Raw genomic sequence first — 16,472 nt, forward strand, 5'->3', positions numbered from 1 at the left:
ATTCCGGTATTCGCGTATAAAGTGCAATCAAAAACGTTTGCTCGCCTGCTGTGTGAAAAAATCTATTTTCCAGTAATGATTTATGGGCGAACAAAGCCGCGTTGGCCGGGTGCATCTTGCGAGATTGCGCATCAATCGGGTCGGTTTGGCTGCGGTGCAAACCGTTCTGCGGACGGCGCTCTGCCCCCTTTGGGCTGTGCCGGGGTCCGGGACCGAATCAAGCCAGCCCGATCTGGGGGACCGGCAAAACTTGCGGCGCGGAATCATCAAAAAAGCCCCTGACCTTGTGACATTATACGCAGATGCGGCGTATTGCGCGTTTATGACCGCTAGACGAATTCTATTCTCCCCGATAGTAAGCGCGGTTAAGACACCGCATTCGTGCGGTGCGCGAGCTATTTGCCCGTCCGCGGGCGCCAGAGAATCGGAGATAACCTCGTGTCCCACGCAGAAGACCACGAAGGCACCCGCAGAGATTTCCTGTACTACGTCGCTGGCGGCGCAGGTGTCGTTGCGACGGGGGCAGCCGTATGGCCCCTGGTGAATCAAATGAACCCCTCGGCGGATGTGCAGGCGCTGTCCTCGATTCGCGTGGACGTGAGCGGGGTCGAGCCGGGCACGCAGCTGACCGTGAAATGGCTGGGTAAGCCGGTGTTCATTCGTCACCGCACCGGTGCCGAGATTCAGGAAGCCAAGGATCAGGACGCAGAAGGCGTGGACGCCCTGCCGGACCCGCTGGCCCGCAACTTCAACCTGAGCGCCGATGCGCCTGCGACCGACGCCAACCGCGTGATGCCTTCGCCCGAAGGCGAAGCGCCGGGCGCGTGGATCGTTCAGATGGGTGTGTGTACGCACCTGGGCTGTGTGCCGCTGGGAGACGCTGGCGATTTTGGCGGCTGGTTCTGCCCCTGCCACGGCTCGCACTATGACCTTGCCGGTCGTATCCGTAAGGGCCCCGCGCCTGAAAACCTGCCTGTCCCGCCCGCTGAGTGGGTCGACAACAGCACCATCAAACTCGGCTAAGGGAGAGCCTGATGTCCGGAATTCCCCACGATCATTACGAGCCGAAGACAAATGGCGAAAAGTGGCTGAACAGCCGCCTGCCGATTGTCGGCCTTCTGTATGACACCCTCATGATCCCAACGCCAAAGAACCTGAACTGGTGGTGGATCTGGGGCATCGTTCTGGCGTTCTGCCTGGCGCTGCAAATCGTCACTGGTATCGTTCTGGTGATGCACTACACCCCGCATGTCGATCTGGCCTTCGCCAGCATTGAACACATCATGCGCAACGTGAATGGCGGCTATATGCTGCGCTATCTGCACATGAACGGCGCGTCGCTGTTCTTTGTTGCGGTTTACATCCACATCTTCCGCGGCCTGTTCTACGGCTCGTACAAAGCCCCGCGTGAGATCACGTGGATCATCGGGATGCTGATTTACCTGATGATGATGGGCACCGCCTTTATGGGCTACGTTCTGCCCTGGGGTCAGATGTCCTTCTGGGGTGCGACCGTGATCACCGGCCTGTTCGGCGCGATCCCCTTCGTTGGCGACGCGATCCAGACCTGGCTGCTGGGCGGACCGGCGGTGGACAACGCCACGCTGAACCGCTTTTTCTCGCTGCACTACCTGCTGCCGTTTGTGATTGCGGCGCTGGTGATCGTGCATATCTGGGCCTTCCACACCACCGGCAACAACAACCCCACGGGTGTTGAGGTCCGCCGTGGCTCGAAAGCCGAGGCCGAGAAAGACACGCTGCCGTTCTGGCCGTACTTCGTGATCAAGGACCTGTTCGCGCTGGCCGTCATTCTGGTCGTGTTCTGGGCCATCGTCGGCTACATGCCGAACTATCTGGGCCACCCCGATAACTATATCGAGGCCAACCCGCTGGTCACACCCGCACACATCGTGCCCGAATGGTACTTCCTGCCGTTCTACGCGATCCTGCGCGCCTTCACCGGTGAGGTCTGGGTGGTGCAATTCGCCAGCTTCATCACCGGCGGCATCATCGACGCCAAGTTCTTTGGTGTGATCGCGATGTTCGGTGCGATCCTGGCGATGGCGCTGGCCCCGTGGCTGGATACATCCAGCGTGCGGTCGGGCAAGTACCGCCCGATGTTCAAATGGTGGTTCTACCTGCTGATCATCGACTTCTTCGCCCTGATGTGGCTGGGGGCGATGCCTGCCGAGGAGCCCTATGCGACCTTCTCGCTGATCGCGTCGGCCTACTGGTTCGCCTATTTCTTCGTGATCCTGCCGATCCTGGGTGTCATCGAAAAGCCCGAGCTTCCGCCGGAAACCATCGAAGAAGACTTCAACGCGCATTATGGCAAGGCAAACGCCGACGCCACGCCGGCCGAGTAAGAAGAGGGACCGGAAACATGTTCAAGAAACTTGCAATCGGTGCCGCGTTTGCCCTGGCCTTTACCCCTGCTGCGTCCTTCGCGGCAGGTGGCGGCGAGCAGCACATCGAAGACTTCGCCTTCTCGTTCGAAGGGCCTTTTGGCACCTGGGACGAGCATCAGCTGCAGCGCGGCCTTCAGGTCTATACCGAGGTCTGCGCAGCCTGCCACGGCCTGCAATATGTCCCCCTGCGTGATCTTGAGGCGCTGGGCTATTCCGAAGAAGAAGTCATCGCCTATGCGGCGGCCAATTTCGAAGTGTTCGACCCCGAGCTGGACGATTTCCGCCCGGCCATCCCAACCGACCACTTCCCGGCCAATACCGGCGTCGGCGCACCGGACCTGAGCCTGATGGCCAAGGCCCGCGCGGGCTTCCATGGCCCTTACGGTCTGGGCATCAACCAGTTGGTCAAAGGCATGGGCGGCGCGGAATACATTGCCTCGCTGTTGGACGGCTATACCGGTGAGGAAAAAACCGAAGCGGGTGCGACGCTGTACGAAAACAAAGCCTTCTCGGGCGGCTGGATTTCGATGGCTCCGCCGCTGTCTGATGATCAGGTCGAATTCGCCGATGGCCATGCAGCCACGGTTGAAGAGATGTCGAAAGACGTTTCCGCCTTCCTGATGTGGGCTGCTGAACCGAAAATGATGGATCGGAAGAACGCAGGCTTTGTCGGTGTTCTGTTCCTGACCGTTCTGTCGGTGCTGCTGTACCTGGTCAACAAGCGCTTGTGGGCGCCTGTAAAAGGCAAGAAATCGGTCTGACGGCATTGCACATCTCAAAACGCAAAAGCCCGGCCAATAGCGCCGGGCTTTTTTTGTCTGCACCGATCGGTGCTATAGTACCCTCAGCCCGCCCACCTGTGGCCGGGCCGTTTTGAACAAGTACATTTCAGGAGGGGGAATTATGAGCGTTCAATCGAATGCGGACAAACTGCGCGAAGCCTATGCCAAATGGAACGACAGCAAGGGCGCGGATTTGACGATGTGGGACCAGTATACAACCGAAGATCTGTGCATGTGCTCGTTGGGCGAGGGGGATTACGGTCTGGACTTTAGTTGCCGCCGACAGGGCCGCGCGCAGATGCACGCCTATTTGAAAGATCTGACCGATACGTTCGAAATGCAGCACTGGACCCTGATGGAAACGGTCGAGCAGGGCGACCGGGTGGTTGGAATCGGAACCACGGCCTGGACCCACAAAACCACCGGAAAACTGGCCGAGACCCGCGTGGTCGTCATTTGTCGCTTCCGGGATGGTCTGGTCTGCGAATACGAAGAGTTATACGACACCGCCGCCGTCGCCGCTGCTGTCAGCTAAGACCCGTTGGTCAAGCGAGCAACTGCCCGTTGGCCTGGCCCGAGACCTCGGCCCGCACGATCTGCCCTTCGGTCTGAGGGGCCGTGAAACGCACCTCGGTAAATTGTTCGGTGCGGCCCATATGCGGGTTTTCCATAAGGATATGATGGGTTTTGCCGATCTGGGCGGACAGGTGTTTTCTTACCTGCGCCTCACCAGCGACGCGCAGGCGGGCGGCGCGGTCCTTGATGATGGTCCCGTTGACCTGCTGCGGGATACGCGCGGCGGGCGTGCCATTGCGTTTGGAATACGGGAAGACATGCAGCCAGGTCAGGTCGCAATCGGTGACCAGCTTTAGCGAGTTCTCGAAATGCGCCTCGGATTCGGTCGGGAAGCCCGCGATGATATCGGCGCCGAAGGTCATGTCGGGGCGCAGCTTGCGTGCCTCTTCGGTAAAGCGGATGGCATCGTCGCGCAGATGGCGGCGTTTCATGCGTTTGAGGATCAGGTCATCGCCATGTTGCAGGGACAGGTGCAGATGCGGCATCAGGCGCGGTTCGGTTGCGATCGCTTGCATCAGGTTCTCATCCACCTCGATGGAGTCGATGGAACTGATCCGCAGGCGCGGCAGATCGGGCACCAGCTTGAGGATGCGCATCACCAGATCGCCAAGCTTGGGCTGAGCGGGCAGGTCCGCGCCCCATGAGGTCAGGTCAACGCCGGTCAGCACAACCTCATTGTAGCCCCGGTCCACCAGCCGCTTGATCTGATCCACCACAACGCCCGCCGGAACGCTTCGCGAGTTACCACGGCCATAGGGGATGATGCAGAAGGTGCAGCGGTGGTCACAACCGTTCTGGACCTGCACATAAGCGCGCGAGCGGGTCCCGAACCCGTCGATCAGGTGGCCTGCGGTCTCGGTCACGGACATGATGTCATCGACCTGCACAGCCTCGGTCTGGCCAATAAAATCTGCGGCCATGTCTTTCCAGGTCTCCGGCTGCATCTTCTCGGTATTGCCGATGACCGCGTCGACCTCGTCCATTTGGGCAAAGGTGTCGGGTTCGGTCTGGGCGGCGCAACCGGTGACGATCAGGCGGGCGTCGGGGTTTTCGCGACGCAGCTTGCGAATCTCCTGCCTCGCCTTGCGGACAGCCTCGGCCGTGACGGCGCAGGTGTTGACCACCACTGCATTGCTGAGCCCGGCCTGCTGCGACAGCTCTTTCATCGCCTCGGTCTCATAGGCGTTGAGACGACAGCCCAGCGTGGTAAACTTGGGCGGGTTCATCCGAGCGTGTCCAGAAATCCGGGCGTCAGCGTGCCAGAGAACACATGCGCCGTGGGCCCCGTCATCCACACACCATCGTCGCGCCAGTCGATCCAGATCGTGCCGCCATCCAGTTCGATCTGCACCTTGCGCCCGGTCAGCCCGCGCCGGGCGGCGGCCACGGCGGTTGCGCAGGACGATGAGCCGGATGCCAGAGTGATCCCCACGCCGCGCTCCCAGACCCGCATGCGGATATGATCCGCGCCGATGATCTGGGCCACCTGCACATTGGTCCGTTCCGGATAAAGCGGATGGTACTCATACCGCGCGCCAAACTCGGCCAGAGGGATCGCCTCGGCATCCTCGACGAAAAACGTACAATGCGGGTTGCCCATGCCGGTCGCGGTTGGGCCGCCTTCGATCGGCAGTTCCAGCGTATCGACCTCTTCTGCCAGCGGAATCTCGCGCCAATCGGTCTGCGGTTGACCCATATTGACCGAGGTCAGCCCATCGCCCGCATCGCGCGCATACAGCGTACCGCGTTCGGTGGTCAGGGTCAGGTCGGATTTGCCGGTCTCATCCATCAGAAACCGCGCGATGCACCGCGTGGCATTCCCGCACGCGGCCGAGGTCGACCCGTCCGCGTTATAAAAAACAAGATGCGCATCCGATTCGCCGTTTTCGATCACCGCAAGCTGGTCGAACCCGACCCCGAACTGCCGGTGGCCGATTCCCTTCGCTAAGGCGGGCGTAACCCCAACAGGCTGCGCGCGCGCATCCACAATGACAAAGTCATTGCCCAGCCCGTGCATCTTCATGAAGGGCAAACCAGAGTTCGGTATTCGTTGCATGGCGGGCATATAACGCTGCCGTTTGAATGAATCCACCCTGTAGCGCAGATTCCGGAAAAAAGGTCTTGACCCCCCCGCGCCACCTGCCTAATTAGGCCGCCTATCGGGACGCCGGGTACAAGCTGATGACCGGCGAAACGAGGTGCAAAATAAGGTCTTGAACCCGATCGGGAAAATGCCTTAGACAGCGCCACGGATCGACAAGATCCAACAAAAGAGTGGGCCGTTAGCTCAGTTGGTAGAGCAACTGACTTTTAATCAGTGGGTCGCAGGTTCGAATCCTGCACGGCTCACCACTTTTTCTCCTTAGATGCAGCATGATAGCCTGTGTTGGGCTCGTTTTGCATCGATGGTTTCGCCTCCCGAGGGCATTCTGCGGGACGCTTGGGGGACATTTTGCATTAGTCGCATTGGCGAGATGCTTCATCAGCATTTCTTTGACCGGTGTAAATAGTAAAAGCCCCGCGTTGGCGGGGCCGCACCCAGCGCCGGCTGGGAGCCTGAGAAAGCCTAAACCTTCTCTGGTTCATTTACCCTTTAGTGTTTTGGTGAGCGATTTCATGGCGTCAGTTACTTTCTTCTTTTTTTCTGCCGCTTTCTTTTGGAGGGCAACAATCTGTTTGCTCATCCTCTCCATTTTGTTCATCGCAGCCTGCAGCTTCGACACGTCGCTGCTCTTGAGTTCTTTCTCGACCTTGTTCAGTTCCTTGTTGGCCTTTTCCAGTTCGGCTTGTGATTTATGGTAAGCAAGCAACTCAGCTTGCACTTTCTTTTTTGCCTCTTCGACTTTCTTGTCGGACCCATCAGACATTTCTTTTTCCTCGTTGGAACTACATTGCGGGGATCGTTGTAGGTGTTGGCTTTGCTGGATTCAGTGAACAAAATCACTGAGCGTGATGAAGTTGAATCCGGGTGATTGACCTACGAGCATTCAGAGCGGCGCTGATCCGGCACAGGACTATGGGGCACCTCCTCGGCAGGTATAGTTTCTGGATTAAGCAATCTTAATTCCCACGCAATTTTTCAGATAGCATCCATAGCCAAATAAGGCTCACCTAATAGGAGTGAGTACCATGAAATACATTGCTGCTTTGGGTCTTGTTGCCCTGAATTTAGCCTACTTGAGCACCCCGGCATTCGCGAACTGCCACTTCGGAACCGATGCCGTGACTGGTTCCGAAACGATTATCTGTGAGACCGACAGTGGTTTTTCCAGTTGGGGAACCATGATCGCCGAAGCCTGAGACTTTGTGGTAATCGCAGGGTATTCGTTGGATTTCTGTTTGAACCCCATAATTGTCAGCGCGCCCGGAAAGACAGTGTGTTTGGAGGTTGTGATGCAACGCAAGACCGCGCGAAACCAGCAATAGAACTGGGTGCCATTTATCTAACGTAATTCTGCAAACCCTGTTGATCTCTTGCCTGCTCCCAGGTGAATTGCTTTAAGCGGTCTAGTCTCGCTTCAAACTCTACAGTGCTTTCGCCGCCGTCCCGGCCAACGTTTGCAAATCGACCCGGCCCCCAGTTAACAAGCGCGAAGACGGTAGATTTATTCTTCGTTCACGTTTCCGTCCCCGTCTTCGAACTGCGTCATGATTACGGAGAATTCGGGTTCCGTGCGGCTTACACCTAGCAAATGCAGGCGCGTGGCAGGTTATTGTTGGTGACGAGATCGGCCTGCGCGCAGGCAAGCCCTGACAAGTCGAGCCGATGGCCCACGGGGCAACGTGCGTTTGTAACGGAGGGCGGACAATCCAGACCGTCAGCAGTGTTCTCAGGAAATCGGTGGATGATGTGAGGGGCTGACGAGAGTGAGGGGGTAGGTTTGTCAGCCCCTTATCATGTTGCAACGGATTGAGTTGAGTGGTCCGTTACCTGAACTCTACCTGGCAATTCAGGTGCGCGAAATTGGGGGATTCCCGTAGCAGAGTGTGTTATTTGCAGCCAGACGCGCGGCCAGATCGGCGTGTTACGGCCCTAGGATGCAGGCGTGAAAGTCGGCTTGAGCGCAGGCGCGAAGGAAAACGCCGTATGTTTTTTGAGTTATGTGATCCGCATCACTGAACCGTGTGCGAAAGCGTGTCAGAGTGACAATTGTTAACTAGTTTGCGCCCGTGTTTGGTTTGTTGGGCGCGGAATTTCATTATCCTCCCTGTGACTGGGGCGCGCTTGTGGTGGCGCGCCCCGTTTTTGTCTGGAAAGACTTTCTTGCGCCGGGTGGCTGTGCTTCAGAAATAATAGTGGCGATAGAACACGGCATCGGGCAGGTGGTCGTCGAAGTAACCGGTATCCCGAAGGGCTTTTGCGGATTTAAGGTCAGCTTCTCTTTTCTTCCTGCGCTGCTCGGCCCGATGTTTGCGTCGCTCCCGTTTTTCTGGCGACGTTGAGAACAGACCTTTGAAGAAGCTGCCAGCGCCGGTGTTTGCATAAGACATCTCAGGACCTCCGTTCGTTACGTGCAAAAGCTGTGACGGGAATGTGGGGTTCGGAGATGAACGAGGCACTTCGTAGACATTAAGACTTGTTCGGAAAGCAGCGCTGCTGTGTGGGCATAGCGCAGATCCCGGCAGAGTGGTTTTCAGCGTTTGTTAAGGGGATTCGCAAGGTCCAGGTCCGGTCGGTCGCAAAAATTGGCGGTGCCTCGGCGGGTGTTTTTATTGTGACGCCACGTCGCCAAAAACGGCCCACACTTTAAAGCTGATCCGTAGGGTGCCGAATAAGCTCGGAAATTTTTACTGCCCGGTTAAATGTGACGTTTTTTATGGTTTTCTTCCCCCTAACGCTCGCGGAACCATCTCCTAAATGAGCGCTGTCGCTGCGGATTACCACTCACGGGTTTACTGATCCTCGAGCCCTGTACCACGGGTTCGGATCGGGTCCGCAGCGGCAAAAATCTAAACTCTGACGTTGAAGGACTATGACGATGCAAATCAAATCATTCCTGAAACGCTTTGACAGCGCGAAAGCGGACCGCCCAATGACGCGGGATGAGCCCAAGCCTGCAGACGAACGTCCGGTGGTTTGCAGAACGGAACTCACGACCCTGTTTCGCAGCGTGCTGGACGAAAAACAGAACGACCTGCCGGTGCGGCGCGCACGAAAAGTGCAATCAAATCAATTGCAAGGCGAGTAACATAAGGCGCAATCAATTTGTTTACGCCCGGCGGGTTTGATAAGATGCCAAAAAAGAGCAAAAAACGCCGGAGGCGAAGATCGAGCCAAACCTGAAAAGATCGCCGCGCGTCGTGCGGATAGCGGTGCCCGAACCCCTTAAAGGGAAGCGGGACGGTCTTTTTTTCCTGTGGGCAGAGCTTGAGCGCGCGCGTCTGGGGCTTCCAAGGCAGTCCGATCCGGTTGATACGCCAGAGGCCAGCACGGCCGCAGGGGCTGGCGATGCTCCGCCCTTGGCGATTGACGAGTTTGTGTTTCGGTAAGCAGGATCGGCGGCCCACGGCGGATCGTTACTTCTTTTCGAAGAACAGAATGACCTCACCCAGACGGATGCCATAGCGCGAGACATAGGCGCGGTTCAGCAGGCGGTCGTCGGACAGCAGCCACATCCAGTCGTCGAAATTCACCCGCATGGTGCCGTCTTTGATTGGCAGGTCGATCTTGTAGGTCCAGTTGAAGGTATCGCCACGCTCGATCCCTGTGGCCGTGCCCAGAACGCCGGGGGCGGTGCCGGTCCAGGTATCCTCGCCGGTTTTGGTCAGCGTCCAGATGCGCTGTTCGGTTGCGCCGTCGTCATACACGAAATCCTCGACCAGCGTCAGGGTTTCGCCGTCCCAGGTGCCGTCGATCTCGACGGTGAAGCGGCGCGGGACATTGCCGAGGATGTCCTGAAACTGGCCGTAGGCGACGGTTTGGCCCTCAAAGAACTCTTCAAGGTTCAGTTGCCGGTCGGACAGAAAGGTCTGTGGCACCTTCGGCTTGGCGGAACAGGCCGCCAGAAGGGCAAGGCCCGCGATGGCTGCGGCGGCAATCAGGAACCTGGGCGCTTTCATTGCAGCGGTCTTTGCTCGGCGGTGGCATCATAGCCGTTTGCGCCGTTCAGATGGGCCGTTTTGGGGGCGGGGGCCGGGCGCATGGTTGCGATCAGTTCGGCCACTTTGATGCCGAATTTCCGCATCTCGGACCGGTTCATGATCGCACCGTTTTCGGTCAGGTACATCCAGTCGGTGACATCCAGCGTATGCCCGCCCGCATCCTTGGGCAGGATGATCCGGTAGGTCAGCTTGACGGTAGAGCCCGAAATCGTGCCCCTGCCTTCGCCCACGATATCCTCTGCAGTGGCGATGAACGTGTTGCCGGTTCCCATGGTCAGGTACCATTTGCGGGTCATCTGCTTGCCGTTGGAATAGGTGAAATACTCGGCCAGCGTGCCTGTGTTGCCGTCCCATTCGCCCACCATGCGGGCCACGAAGCTGTTCGATACCTTGCCATTGGGGCCATAGATCAGCCCCTCGGACAGGATATCCCCGTTCAGGTGAGTGCTGAGCGAAAACTCCGGCCCGGTGCCGGTGTAATCCGACGGCGACTGGGCGCGAAAGCTCAGCAGGCGGCTTCGGGCGATGAGGGCAGCAAGGACGGCGAGCAGAAGAAGGACGATGGTGTTCATGTGCGTGTGACCTCTGTCGGCAGGGTCAAAACCAGCCCGAACGCCCCCAGTTTCAGGATGCAAGGCAGCACCGCGTAGGCCAGATTGAGTGTTTCTAGCGCTTGCGCGGAATTGGTTTGACCGGGTGTGAAGCCGCTGCGTTCCAGCAGCGGCAGGGTGAAAAAGGCAGCCAGCGCAAGGCCCAGCTTGCCTGCAAAAGACCAGATGCCGAACGCGGCCGAGGCGTTCAGCCCTGCGCGCGTCAGCACCACCGAGAACATGGCGGGCAGAACCACCATATCCGCCCCAAGTGCGGCCCCGGATGCAAGGCAGATCACCGCGAAGCCTGTAAGGTTCCCGGCAGACAGGGTGGCCGCGCCGATAAAGCCCGCAATCGACAGCGGCATGGCGATGATCAGGGTCTGTTTCGGGCCAATCCGGTTGCTCAGCCGCGCCCAGAGCGGTACGCTGGCTCCGGCGCTGAGGAAGAACAGGATCAGCAAAGGTCCGGCTTTGCCGGGCAGTTGCAGCCGGTCTTCGACGAAGAACAGGAACAGGGTCGAGGTGATCGCCACCGGCAGGCTGTTGACCAGCGCCAGCGCCAGCAGGCGCAGCGCCCCGGCCTGACCCAATTCGGCATAGGTCAGGCCCTGCCCGGTGATCGGTGTGCGCTGCCAGATCGGCCGGGTCAGGACCAGCGTCAGAACGGCGAGCAGGCCCAGAAACAGCCCAAAGGCCGGATAGCCCTGCGCTTGCGCGCCAAAGGCCACGAACAGGGCGGGGGCGCTGGCGGCGATGATCACACCGGTCAGTTGCCCGCCCTCGCGATAGGCGGCCAGCGTCATCAGCTCTTTCGGGTCCGGGCGTTTCGCCAGCGTGGCGCTGCGGCCATACAGCAGGATGGTCCCGAGGCTATAGGCCGAAAACAGCAGCACCAGAATGGCAACCAGCGCCGCGACGCTTGCGCCTTGGGGCAGGGAAAACAGCAAAGGGAACCCAATGGCCAGACCGATGGCCGCTAGTGCTGCGAACATGGCCTGCCCGCCAGGCCAGCGGTCAATCGCCCAGCCAATCGCCGGGTCCTGCACCAGGTCCACCAGCCGGATCACCAGCAAAACGGTCCCGATCACGCCCAGGCCGATGCCCAGATTCACCGCCGCAAACCGCGGCAGGTGGATATAAAGCGGAATACCCGCCGCAGCGAGCATCAGCGCATAGAGGCTGACTCGCGGGTACAGCATCATTGCCCGCGCAGTTTCTGCGTAAAGGCGGCGGACCGGGTCCTGTCCCCCAGAAACACAGACATGAAACTGCGTTTGATGCCCGGATAGGACATCGTGCAGGTCTTGCGCCCGTTCAGCCAGAAGGAAACAGTGTCAGGCCCGTCCGAGACAGCCAGATACCGGTCGCCTTTCTTGACGGGTTTGAAACAGGTCTGAAGCTGATCGCGCACCGGGGCGGCAAGGCCGATGCGCTCCATCTCGTCCAGTGTCGAATTGATCAGTGCTTTTTGCGTCACCTTGCGGCGGTATTTCAGTTCCAGCCCGAAATCCTCGGACCAGTTGAACGGCGCACCGCCGGGGGTGAACAGCTGCGCGTCGTAAAGGGGCAGGCCCAGATACCGGAAGGTGGCCGTGCCGCGCAACTGGGCATCGTCCAGCGCGTTCAGGCCTGACGAGGCCGCCAGTTCAACCGGGACCAGCAGCGCGGCTGACAGCAGCGCGCCGCGTAGCAATTCAAATGTCTGCCGCGGCCGGGATGGCCGGGTCTTTTGCAGGAATGCCATTGTCAGCTCCGATGGTGTGCGGGGTGCCTTTGATCCGGTCAACGACATGCATCGCGCTGGCAATCCCGTCTTCGTGAAACCCATGCCGGTTATACGCCCCGGCAAACCATGTTCGGTTCTGTCCCTGCATCTCGCGGATTTGCCCTTGTGCTTTCAGGGCTGCCTTGTCGAACACCGGATGGGCGAATTCGACCTGATCATAGATTTTGTCCACGGGAATTTCTGACGACGCGTTCAGCGTCACGAACAGCGGATCGCTGTCCGGAATGTTCTGAAGCCGGTTCATCCAATAGGTCACGCCCACATTCCCGGCTTGCGAGCGATAGGTCCAACTGGACCAGCAGGCGCGTCGCCGGGGCATCTGGCGCGGGTCGCAATGCAGGATGGCAGAGTTGGGCTGGTATTTGATCGCGCCCAGGGCGGCTTTTTCGGCAGGGGTCGCGGCCCCACCCAGAATGGCCAGAGACTGATCGGAATGGGTGGCCAGAATGACCTCATCAAACAGATCGGCCTGACCCTGGCTGTGGAGTGTTACGCCTGCGTCGTCCCGCCGGATGTGATCGACCGGTGCACCAAGGCGGATCTCGCAGCCCCGGGCCCGCAGGGCGGCGTCGATGCGGCGGACATATTCGATGCTGCCGCCCTTGACCGTCCACCATTGATGCTGCTTGGCGCGGCCCGAGGCCAGCAAAGCATGGTTGCGGAAGAACTGTACCAGCGAGCGCGCCGGGAACTGATCCACGAACTCGACCGGCGTGGACCAGATCGCGCCGCACATGGGCATCAGGTAATTGTGGCGGAACCAGTGGCCGAGGCGCATCTGATCGACCAATTCTCCGATCGTGGTGTCGTCGTCACGTGCGGCATCCGGAGCTTCTTTGGAAAACCGCAGGATATCGGCGATCATTTTGTAATAGGCCGGGCGTGCCAGATTGCGCTTTTGCGCGGTCAGCGTGCGCAGATTGTTCAGCCCATATTCGATGCGGCCATTGTCGATGGTGGCGCCAAAGCTCATCTCGGACTTGATCACCGGCACGTTCAACTCGTCGAACAGCTTGGTCAGATAGGGGTAGGTGGCATAGTTGAACACGATGAACCCGGTATCGACCGGCTGATCCCCGTTCTTGCCCGCCATCACGGTCCGGGCATGGCCGCCCAGCCGGGGCTCAGCCTCGAACAGGGTGATATCGTGATCTTCTGAAAGGTAATACGCGGCGGAGAGACCCGAAATGCCTGCACCTACTACTGCGATTTTCTTCCGTACGCCCCGGGTTTCGTCAAACATTCCAGCCTCGTTATGTGACATTTTACAATAGGATACGCAGGATAGGCTGGGGTGGATCAATCGGATTAGAAGTTTTTCGATGATGCACTATATTGTGACTTCGCGTCACATCCTTCAGGGGCGTGATCCAACGCAATGGCGGGGCCGTAAAACACGAAACAAGATTGAAACGGTCGGATCATGAGCAGCTTTGACGGAAAAACCTATTGGATCATCGGTGCCAGCGAAGGGCTTGGCCGCGCTTTGGCGCAGGCGCTCAGCCGTCAGGGCGCGCGTCTGATCCTGTCGGCCCGCAATGCCGAGCGGCTGGCCGAGCTGTGCGCCGCCTTGCCTGACGCCCGCGCCGTTCCCTTTGACGTGACCGACACAGAGGCCGTGCGCCGCGCCGTGGCCGAGGCCGGCGCGGTCGATGGGCTGGTCTATAACGCCGGAGCCTATGAGCCGATGCGGACAGCAGAGTGGGACACGCAGGCCGTTCTTGCCATGACCGATGTAAATTACACAGGCGCGCTGCGGGTTCTGGGTGAGACCGTGCCCGGTTTTATCCGCGCGGGGCGGGGGGATATCACTCTGATCGGATCGCTGTCGGGCTATCACGGCTTGCCTGCAGCGGTCGGATACGGGGCCAGCAAGGCGGCGCTGGTGTCGCTGGCCGAGACCATGCGGCATGATCTGGCCGGAACAGGCGTGACCGTGCGGATCGTCAATCCAGGTTTCATCAAGACCCGCCTGACTGCGAAGAACGATTTCAAGATGCCGATGCTGATGACGCCCGAGGATGCGGCGGACCGCGTGGTCAAAGCCATGTCGCGCCGCCGCTTCCGCACCGATTTCCCGGCCCCGCTGTCCTGGGTGATCCGGGTGATTGATTATCTGCCGGATTGGCTGGTCTATCGCGGAAAATAGACCCTGATCAGGCCAATTCAGCAAAACTGTCCCTGACAGAACCAGCCCGCCGACATCGTGCCGCCATGGCCGTAGAACAACCACAGCCGCTCGCCCTGTTCCGTCACCACCACCCAGTAATCGCGCACGCCGCTGCGCCAGTTGGGATCGTCCAGCCACCATTCCGGCGCGATCCGTTCCGGCCCGGTGGCCTGCGCCAGTTGCCAGTCGCGTCCGCGCCAGCGAAAGGCGGATGGAACATCCGGGGTTTCCGGGGCCATCACCGGCTCGGGCTGCCACAGCTGCAAAGGGCGCGGACGTGGCGGGGCAGGCCAGTCCTGCGCCGGTTCCGACCAGGCCGCCGCCAGCACCTGCGCGGTCTTCTCCGGGATATGCGAGGCTGCGGGGTGTCGCCGCGTGATCGCATCCAGCCCGACCCGCGCGCCCAGCTTGCCGATCAGGTCTTCAACGGCGGTATTGCCTTCTAACCGGTTGCGCACGGCACGGCGGGCCTCGGCATGGCCGGTCATGGTGCGCGCGTGAATGGGCTCGGTCTGGATCGCCTCAAGCCGTAGCATGTCGATGCCGTAGCCCGCGTCGATCTGGTCAATTTTCATCTCTAACAAAGGGCGAATGCGGTATTTGTCATAGGTCGGGCGGGCCAGACCGACCTCGATGACCTCAGCCGCTTGATCGGCGCGATGCGCTTCAAGCCGCAACACCCGCACGCCGCGGCTCTTTTCCTCGAGCTTTGCGCAGAGCGTCGGCAGCATCCGGTCGATGGCGGCCATCACATCCTCGACCAGACCGATCGGGTTGGGCAGGGTCATCCGCACCGCAAAGTGATGCGGCGGGCGGGCGGGCGAGACTGGTTCCGGCGCGCTGCCCATCGCCTGATCCAGCCGCAGCACCAGCCCGCGCCCGAAGCGCCGCGCCAGCGACGCGCGCGGCTGGCCCAGCAGATCGCCAATCCGGCGCAGGCCCAGACGGTTCAGTTGCGTCATCACCTGATCCTCAAGCCGCAGCGCCGCGATGGGCAGGGGGCTGAGCGCGCCATAAGACTGCCCCGGCGCGGCGATCCGGGCACCGCCGCCCAAAGCCATCACCTGCGGCGCGGCCCCGCCCTTGGTCCAGTGCCGCCGCTTGGTGGCTCGGGCACGGGTGGCGCGGGCCTCTTGGCTGATGGCATCTCCGTTGCGGTCGGATGTGGCCTCTTGCCCCGCATAGCGGGCCAGCGCCCAGGCGGCCCCCAGCGTGTCGGCGATGCCCATCTGCACGGTCAGGCCCATATCGGCACAGTCGGTTTCGATCACGCCCAGCAGCGCCTCCTCCCCGCCGAACAGATGCGCGCAGCCGGACAGGTCGATGATCAGCCCATCCGGCGCTTCTTCGGCGACCCAGGGGCTGAACTTACCCACCCAACGGCGCAAAGCGGTCAGGAACGCGGCCTCGGCCGGGGCATTGCGATGGCGGGTGACAAGCGCCGCGCACATGGCATGGGCGTCGCGCACCGGCTGACCGACGCGCAGCCCCGCGGCCTGAGCTTCGGCGTTCAGCGAGGTGACGACCTGCATATTCGCCTGCTCGGCCACCACGGCCAAAGGCCCATCCTGCAGACCCCGCGCGGCGCGGATCAGCCGTTCAGCCCCCAGACGGGGGAACCACAGGGACAATATTCGGCGTTTGGGCATCGGCAGGCATCAAAATGTTCTCATTTTGTTCTTATATGAGAATCGGCCTCCGAGTCCACGCCTAGCCGCAGGTCAGCCGCTGAATGATGCCGCTGCCATCCACGAACACATTCAGCCGGTCGATCCGGTAATCCTGCGTGGCGATCCCATCGGGGCCCAGTACACGTGACCGTTCGGGCAGTTGACCTTGGATGGTCGACACCGGCTGGCCGATGGAATTGCCAAAGGGCTCGCCCTCGCAAAAGGCCAGATCAACAGGGGCGGCTTCGGGCGCAAGGCGGGCATCTTCGGGCGGTGGCGATGTCTCGGCGCAGGCGGCCAGCAGGGCCAGCGCGGGAATAAAGCGGTGCATTGGCGTTCCTCTTTCCGGCAATGTCGCTTCTGCAATATCAGATGTTTAGCCAGG

The 16,472-nt window shown here is 60.2% G+C and carries 18 protein-coding genes and 1 tRNA gene; 8 read left to right on the forward strand and 11 right to left on the reverse strand.

Going from position 1 to position 16,472, the window contains the following annotated elements:
• Window positions 1–438: 438 nt before the first annotated feature.
• From petA to ACR0NJ_RS02665, 4 genes are all read left to right on the forward strand, one after another.
• Window positions 439–1,023: a ubiquinol-cytochrome c reductase iron-sulfur subunit gene (petA, locus tag ACR0NJ_RS02650; RefSeq protein ID WP_480815583.1), complete on the forward strand. Its 585-nt coding sequence runs from the start codon at window positions 439–441 to the stop codon at window positions 1,021–1,023.
• A gap of 11 nt (window positions 1,024–1,034) precedes the next feature.
• Window positions 1,035–2,366: a cytochrome b gene (petB, locus tag ACR0NJ_RS02655; protein WP_480815584.1), complete on the forward strand. Its 1,332-nt coding sequence runs from the start codon at window positions 1,035–1,037 to the stop codon at window positions 2,364–2,366.
• A gap of 17 nt (window positions 2,367–2,383) precedes the next feature.
• Window positions 2,384–3,169 (forward strand): cytochrome c1, encoded by a 786-nt coding sequence (locus ACR0NJ_RS02660; RefSeq protein ID WP_480815585.1) that lies wholly within the window; start codon window positions 2,384–2,386, stop codon window positions 3,167–3,169.
• A 142-nt stretch (window positions 3,170–3,311) separates the two neighbouring features.
• On the forward strand, window positions 3,312–3,725 hold the full coding sequence (locus tag ACR0NJ_RS02665; RefSeq protein WP_480815586.1) for a nuclear transport factor 2 family protein: 414 nt from the start codon (window positions 3,312–3,314) through the stop codon (window positions 3,723–3,725).
• Between the two features lie 10 nt (window positions 3,726–3,735).
• Here the strand turns inward: ACR0NJ_RS02665 and mtaB are convergent, their stop codons facing one another.
• Both mtaB and dapF read right to left on the reverse strand, forming a co-directional pair.
• Complete coding sequence (mtaB, locus tag ACR0NJ_RS02670) at window positions 3,736–4,992, reverse strand: tRNA (N(6)-L-threonylcarbamoyladenosine(37)-C(2))-methylthiotransferase MtaB (protein ID WP_480815587.1); 1,257 nt, start codon at window positions 4,990–4,992, stop codon at window positions 3,736–3,738.
• Window positions 4,989–5,831, reverse strand: coding sequence for a diaminopimelate epimerase (gene dapF / locus ACR0NJ_RS02675; protein ID WP_480815588.1), 843 nt, complete (start codon window positions 5,829–5,831; stop codon window positions 4,989–4,991). The genes mtaB and dapF overlap by 4 nt, the downstream gene beginning before the upstream one ends.
• A gap of 211 nt (window positions 5,832–6,042) precedes the next feature.
• Here dapF and ACR0NJ_RS02680 point away from each other — a divergent pair.
• A tRNA-Lys gene (locus tag ACR0NJ_RS02680) sits at window positions 6,043–6,118 on the forward strand.
• Between the two features lie 230 nt (window positions 6,119–6,348).
• On the opposite strand, the gene ACR0NJ_RS02685 is transcribed toward ACR0NJ_RS02680, so the two are convergent.
• Window positions 6,349–6,633: a hypothetical protein gene (locus ACR0NJ_RS02685; RefSeq protein WP_480815589.1), complete on the reverse strand. Its 285-nt coding sequence runs from the start codon at window positions 6,631–6,633 to the stop codon at window positions 6,349–6,351.
• A 262-nt stretch (window positions 6,634–6,895) separates the two neighbouring features.
• On the opposite strand from ACR0NJ_RS02685, the gene ACR0NJ_RS02690 reads away from it, so the two are divergent.
• On the forward strand, window positions 6,896–7,066 hold the full coding sequence (locus tag ACR0NJ_RS02690; protein ID WP_480815590.1) for a hypothetical protein: 171 nt from the start codon (window positions 6,896–6,898) through the stop codon (window positions 7,064–7,066).
• Between the two features lie 984 nt (window positions 7,067–8,050).
• Here ACR0NJ_RS02690 and ACR0NJ_RS02695 read toward each other — a convergent pair.
• The gene (locus ACR0NJ_RS02695) at window positions 8,051–8,257 is read right to left on the reverse strand and encodes a hypothetical protein (RefSeq protein WP_480815591.1); all 207 of its coding nucleotides are present in this window, start codon (window positions 8,255–8,257) and stop codon (window positions 8,051–8,053) included.
• A gap of 488 nt (window positions 8,258–8,745) precedes the next feature.
• On the opposite strand from ACR0NJ_RS02695, the gene ACR0NJ_RS02700 reads away from it, so the two are divergent.
• A complete protein-coding gene (locus ACR0NJ_RS02700) occupies window positions 8,746–8,955 on the forward strand; it encodes a hypothetical protein (RefSeq protein ID WP_480815592.1) in 210 nt (69 codons plus the stop codon).
• A 328-nt stretch (window positions 8,956–9,283) separates the two neighbouring features.
• Here ACR0NJ_RS02700 and ACR0NJ_RS02705 read toward each other — a convergent pair whose 3' ends face one another.
• Genes ACR0NJ_RS02705 through ACR0NJ_RS02725 form a run of 5 tightly spaced genes read right to left on the reverse strand, consistent with a single transcriptional unit; the run spans window position 9,284 to window position 13,490 of the window.
• A complete protein-coding gene (locus tag ACR0NJ_RS02705) occupies window positions 9,284–9,826 on the reverse strand; it encodes a DUF3833 domain-containing protein (RefSeq protein WP_480815593.1) in 543 nt (180 codons plus the stop codon).
• Window positions 9,823–10,440 carry a DUF3833 domain-containing protein gene (locus tag ACR0NJ_RS02710; RefSeq protein ID WP_480815594.1) on the reverse strand — a complete coding sequence of 206 codons (618 nt, stop codon included), beginning with the start codon at window positions 10,438–10,440 and terminating at the stop codon, window positions 9,823–9,825. Before ACR0NJ_RS02710 ends, ACR0NJ_RS02705 begins: the two co-directional genes overlap by 4 nt.
• Entirely contained in the window at window positions 10,437–11,660 is a 1,224-nt protein-coding gene (locus ACR0NJ_RS02715; protein ID WP_480815595.1) for an MFS transporter, read from the reverse strand. Before ACR0NJ_RS02715 ends, ACR0NJ_RS02710 begins: the two co-directional genes overlap by 4 nt.
• Window positions 11,660–12,205 (reverse strand): chalcone isomerase family protein, encoded by a 546-nt coding sequence (locus tag ACR0NJ_RS02720; RefSeq protein WP_480815596.1) that lies wholly within the window; start codon window positions 12,203–12,205, stop codon window positions 11,660–11,662. The genes ACR0NJ_RS02715 and ACR0NJ_RS02720 overlap by 1 nt, the downstream gene beginning before the upstream one ends.
• On the reverse strand, window positions 12,156–13,490 hold the full coding sequence (locus ACR0NJ_RS02725) for an NAD(P)/FAD-dependent oxidoreductase (protein ID WP_480815597.1): 1,335 nt from the start codon (window positions 13,488–13,490) through the stop codon (window positions 12,156–12,158). Before ACR0NJ_RS02725 ends, ACR0NJ_RS02720 begins: the two co-directional genes overlap by 50 nt.
• A 180-nt stretch (window positions 13,491–13,670) precedes the next feature.
• Here ACR0NJ_RS02725 and ACR0NJ_RS02730 point away from each other — a divergent pair, with 180 nt between their 5' ends.
• Window positions 13,671–14,396 carry an SDR family NAD(P)-dependent oxidoreductase gene (locus tag ACR0NJ_RS02730; protein ID WP_480815598.1) on the forward strand — a complete coding sequence of 242 codons (726 nt, stop codon included), beginning with the start codon at window positions 13,671–13,673 and terminating at the stop codon, window positions 14,394–14,396.
• 17 nt (window positions 14,397–14,413) lie between these two features.
• Here the strand turns inward: ACR0NJ_RS02730 and ACR0NJ_RS02735 are convergent, their stop codons facing one another.
• Complete coding sequence (locus ACR0NJ_RS02735; protein WP_480815599.1) at window positions 14,414–16,066, reverse strand: DUF6504 family protein; 1,653 nt, start codon at window positions 16,064–16,066, stop codon at window positions 14,414–14,416.
• 61 nt (window positions 16,067–16,127) lie between these two features.
• Entirely contained in the window at window positions 16,128–16,418 is a 291-nt protein-coding gene (locus ACR0NJ_RS02740; protein ID WP_480815600.1) for an I78 family peptidase inhibitor, read from the reverse strand.
• Window positions 16,419–16,472: the final 54 nt, after the last annotated feature.

Source organism: Ruegeria sp. F11 (assembly GCF_056533855.1).

What these genes read in the sequence shown, in the direction of transcription:
- ACR0NJ_RS02725 (WP_480815597.1), bottom strand. Translation starts at nt 13,490, where the DNA reads ATGTTTGACGAAACCCGGGGCGTACGGAAGAAAATCGCAGTAGTAGGT.
- ACR0NJ_RS02695 (WP_480815591.1), bottom strand. Translation starts at nt 8,257, where the DNA reads ATGTCTTATGCAAACACCGGCGCTGGCAGCTTCTTCAAAGGTCTGTTC.
- ACR0NJ_RS02720 (WP_480815596.1), bottom strand. Translation starts at nt 12,205, where the DNA reads ATGGCATTCCTGCAAAAGACCCGGCCATCCCGGCCGCGGCAGACATTT.
- petB (WP_480815584.1), top strand. Translation starts at nt 1,035, where the DNA reads ATGTCCGGAATTCCCCACGATCATTACGAGCCGAAGACAAATGGCGAA.
- ACR0NJ_RS02690 (WP_480815590.1), top strand. Translation starts at nt 6,896, where the DNA reads ATGAAATACATTGCTGCTTTGGGTCTTGTTGCCCTGAATTTAGCCTAC.
- ACR0NJ_RS02665 (WP_480815586.1), top strand. Translation starts at nt 3,312, where the DNA reads ATGAGCGTTCAATCGAATGCGGACAAACTGCGCGAAGCCTATGCCAAA.
- ACR0NJ_RS02685 (WP_480815589.1), bottom strand. Translation starts at nt 6,633, where the DNA reads ATGTCTGATGGGTCCGACAAGAAAGTCGAAGAGGCAAAAAAGAAAGTG.
- ACR0NJ_RS02735 (WP_480815599.1), bottom strand. Translation starts at nt 16,066, where the DNA reads ATGCCCAAACGCCGAATATTGTCCCTGTGGTTCCCCCGTCTGGGGGCT.
- ACR0NJ_RS02660 (WP_480815585.1), top strand. Translation starts at nt 2,384, where the DNA reads ATGTTCAAGAAACTTGCAATCGGTGCCGCGTTTGCCCTGGCCTTTACC.
- dapF (WP_480815588.1), bottom strand. Translation starts at nt 5,831, where the DNA reads ATGCCCGCCATGCAACGAATACCGAACTCTGGTTTGCCCTTCATGAAG.
- ACR0NJ_RS02705 (WP_480815593.1), bottom strand. Translation starts at nt 9,826, where the DNA reads ATGAAAGCGCCCAGGTTCCTGATTGCCGCCGCAGCCATCGCGGGCCTT.
- ACR0NJ_RS02700 (WP_480815592.1), top strand. Translation starts at nt 8,746, where the DNA reads ATGCAAATCAAATCATTCCTGAAACGCTTTGACAGCGCGAAAGCGGAC.
- ACR0NJ_RS02740 (WP_480815600.1), bottom strand. Translation starts at nt 16,418, where the DNA reads ATGCACCGCTTTATTCCCGCGCTGGCCCTGCTGGCCGCCTGCGCCGAG.
- ACR0NJ_RS02710 (WP_480815594.1), bottom strand. Translation starts at nt 10,440, where the DNA reads ATGAACACCATCGTCCTTCTTCTGCTCGCCGTCCTTGCTGCCCTCATC.
- ACR0NJ_RS02715 (WP_480815595.1), bottom strand. Translation starts at nt 11,660, where the DNA reads ATGCTGTACCCGCGAGTCAGCCTCTATGCGCTGATGCTCGCTGCGGCG.
- ACR0NJ_RS02730 (WP_480815598.1), top strand. Translation starts at nt 13,671, where the DNA reads ATGAGCAGCTTTGACGGAAAAACCTATTGGATCATCGGTGCCAGCGAA.
- mtaB (WP_480815587.1), bottom strand. Translation starts at nt 4,992, where the DNA reads ATGAACCCGCCCAAGTTTACCACGCTGGGCTGTCGTCTCAACGCCTAT.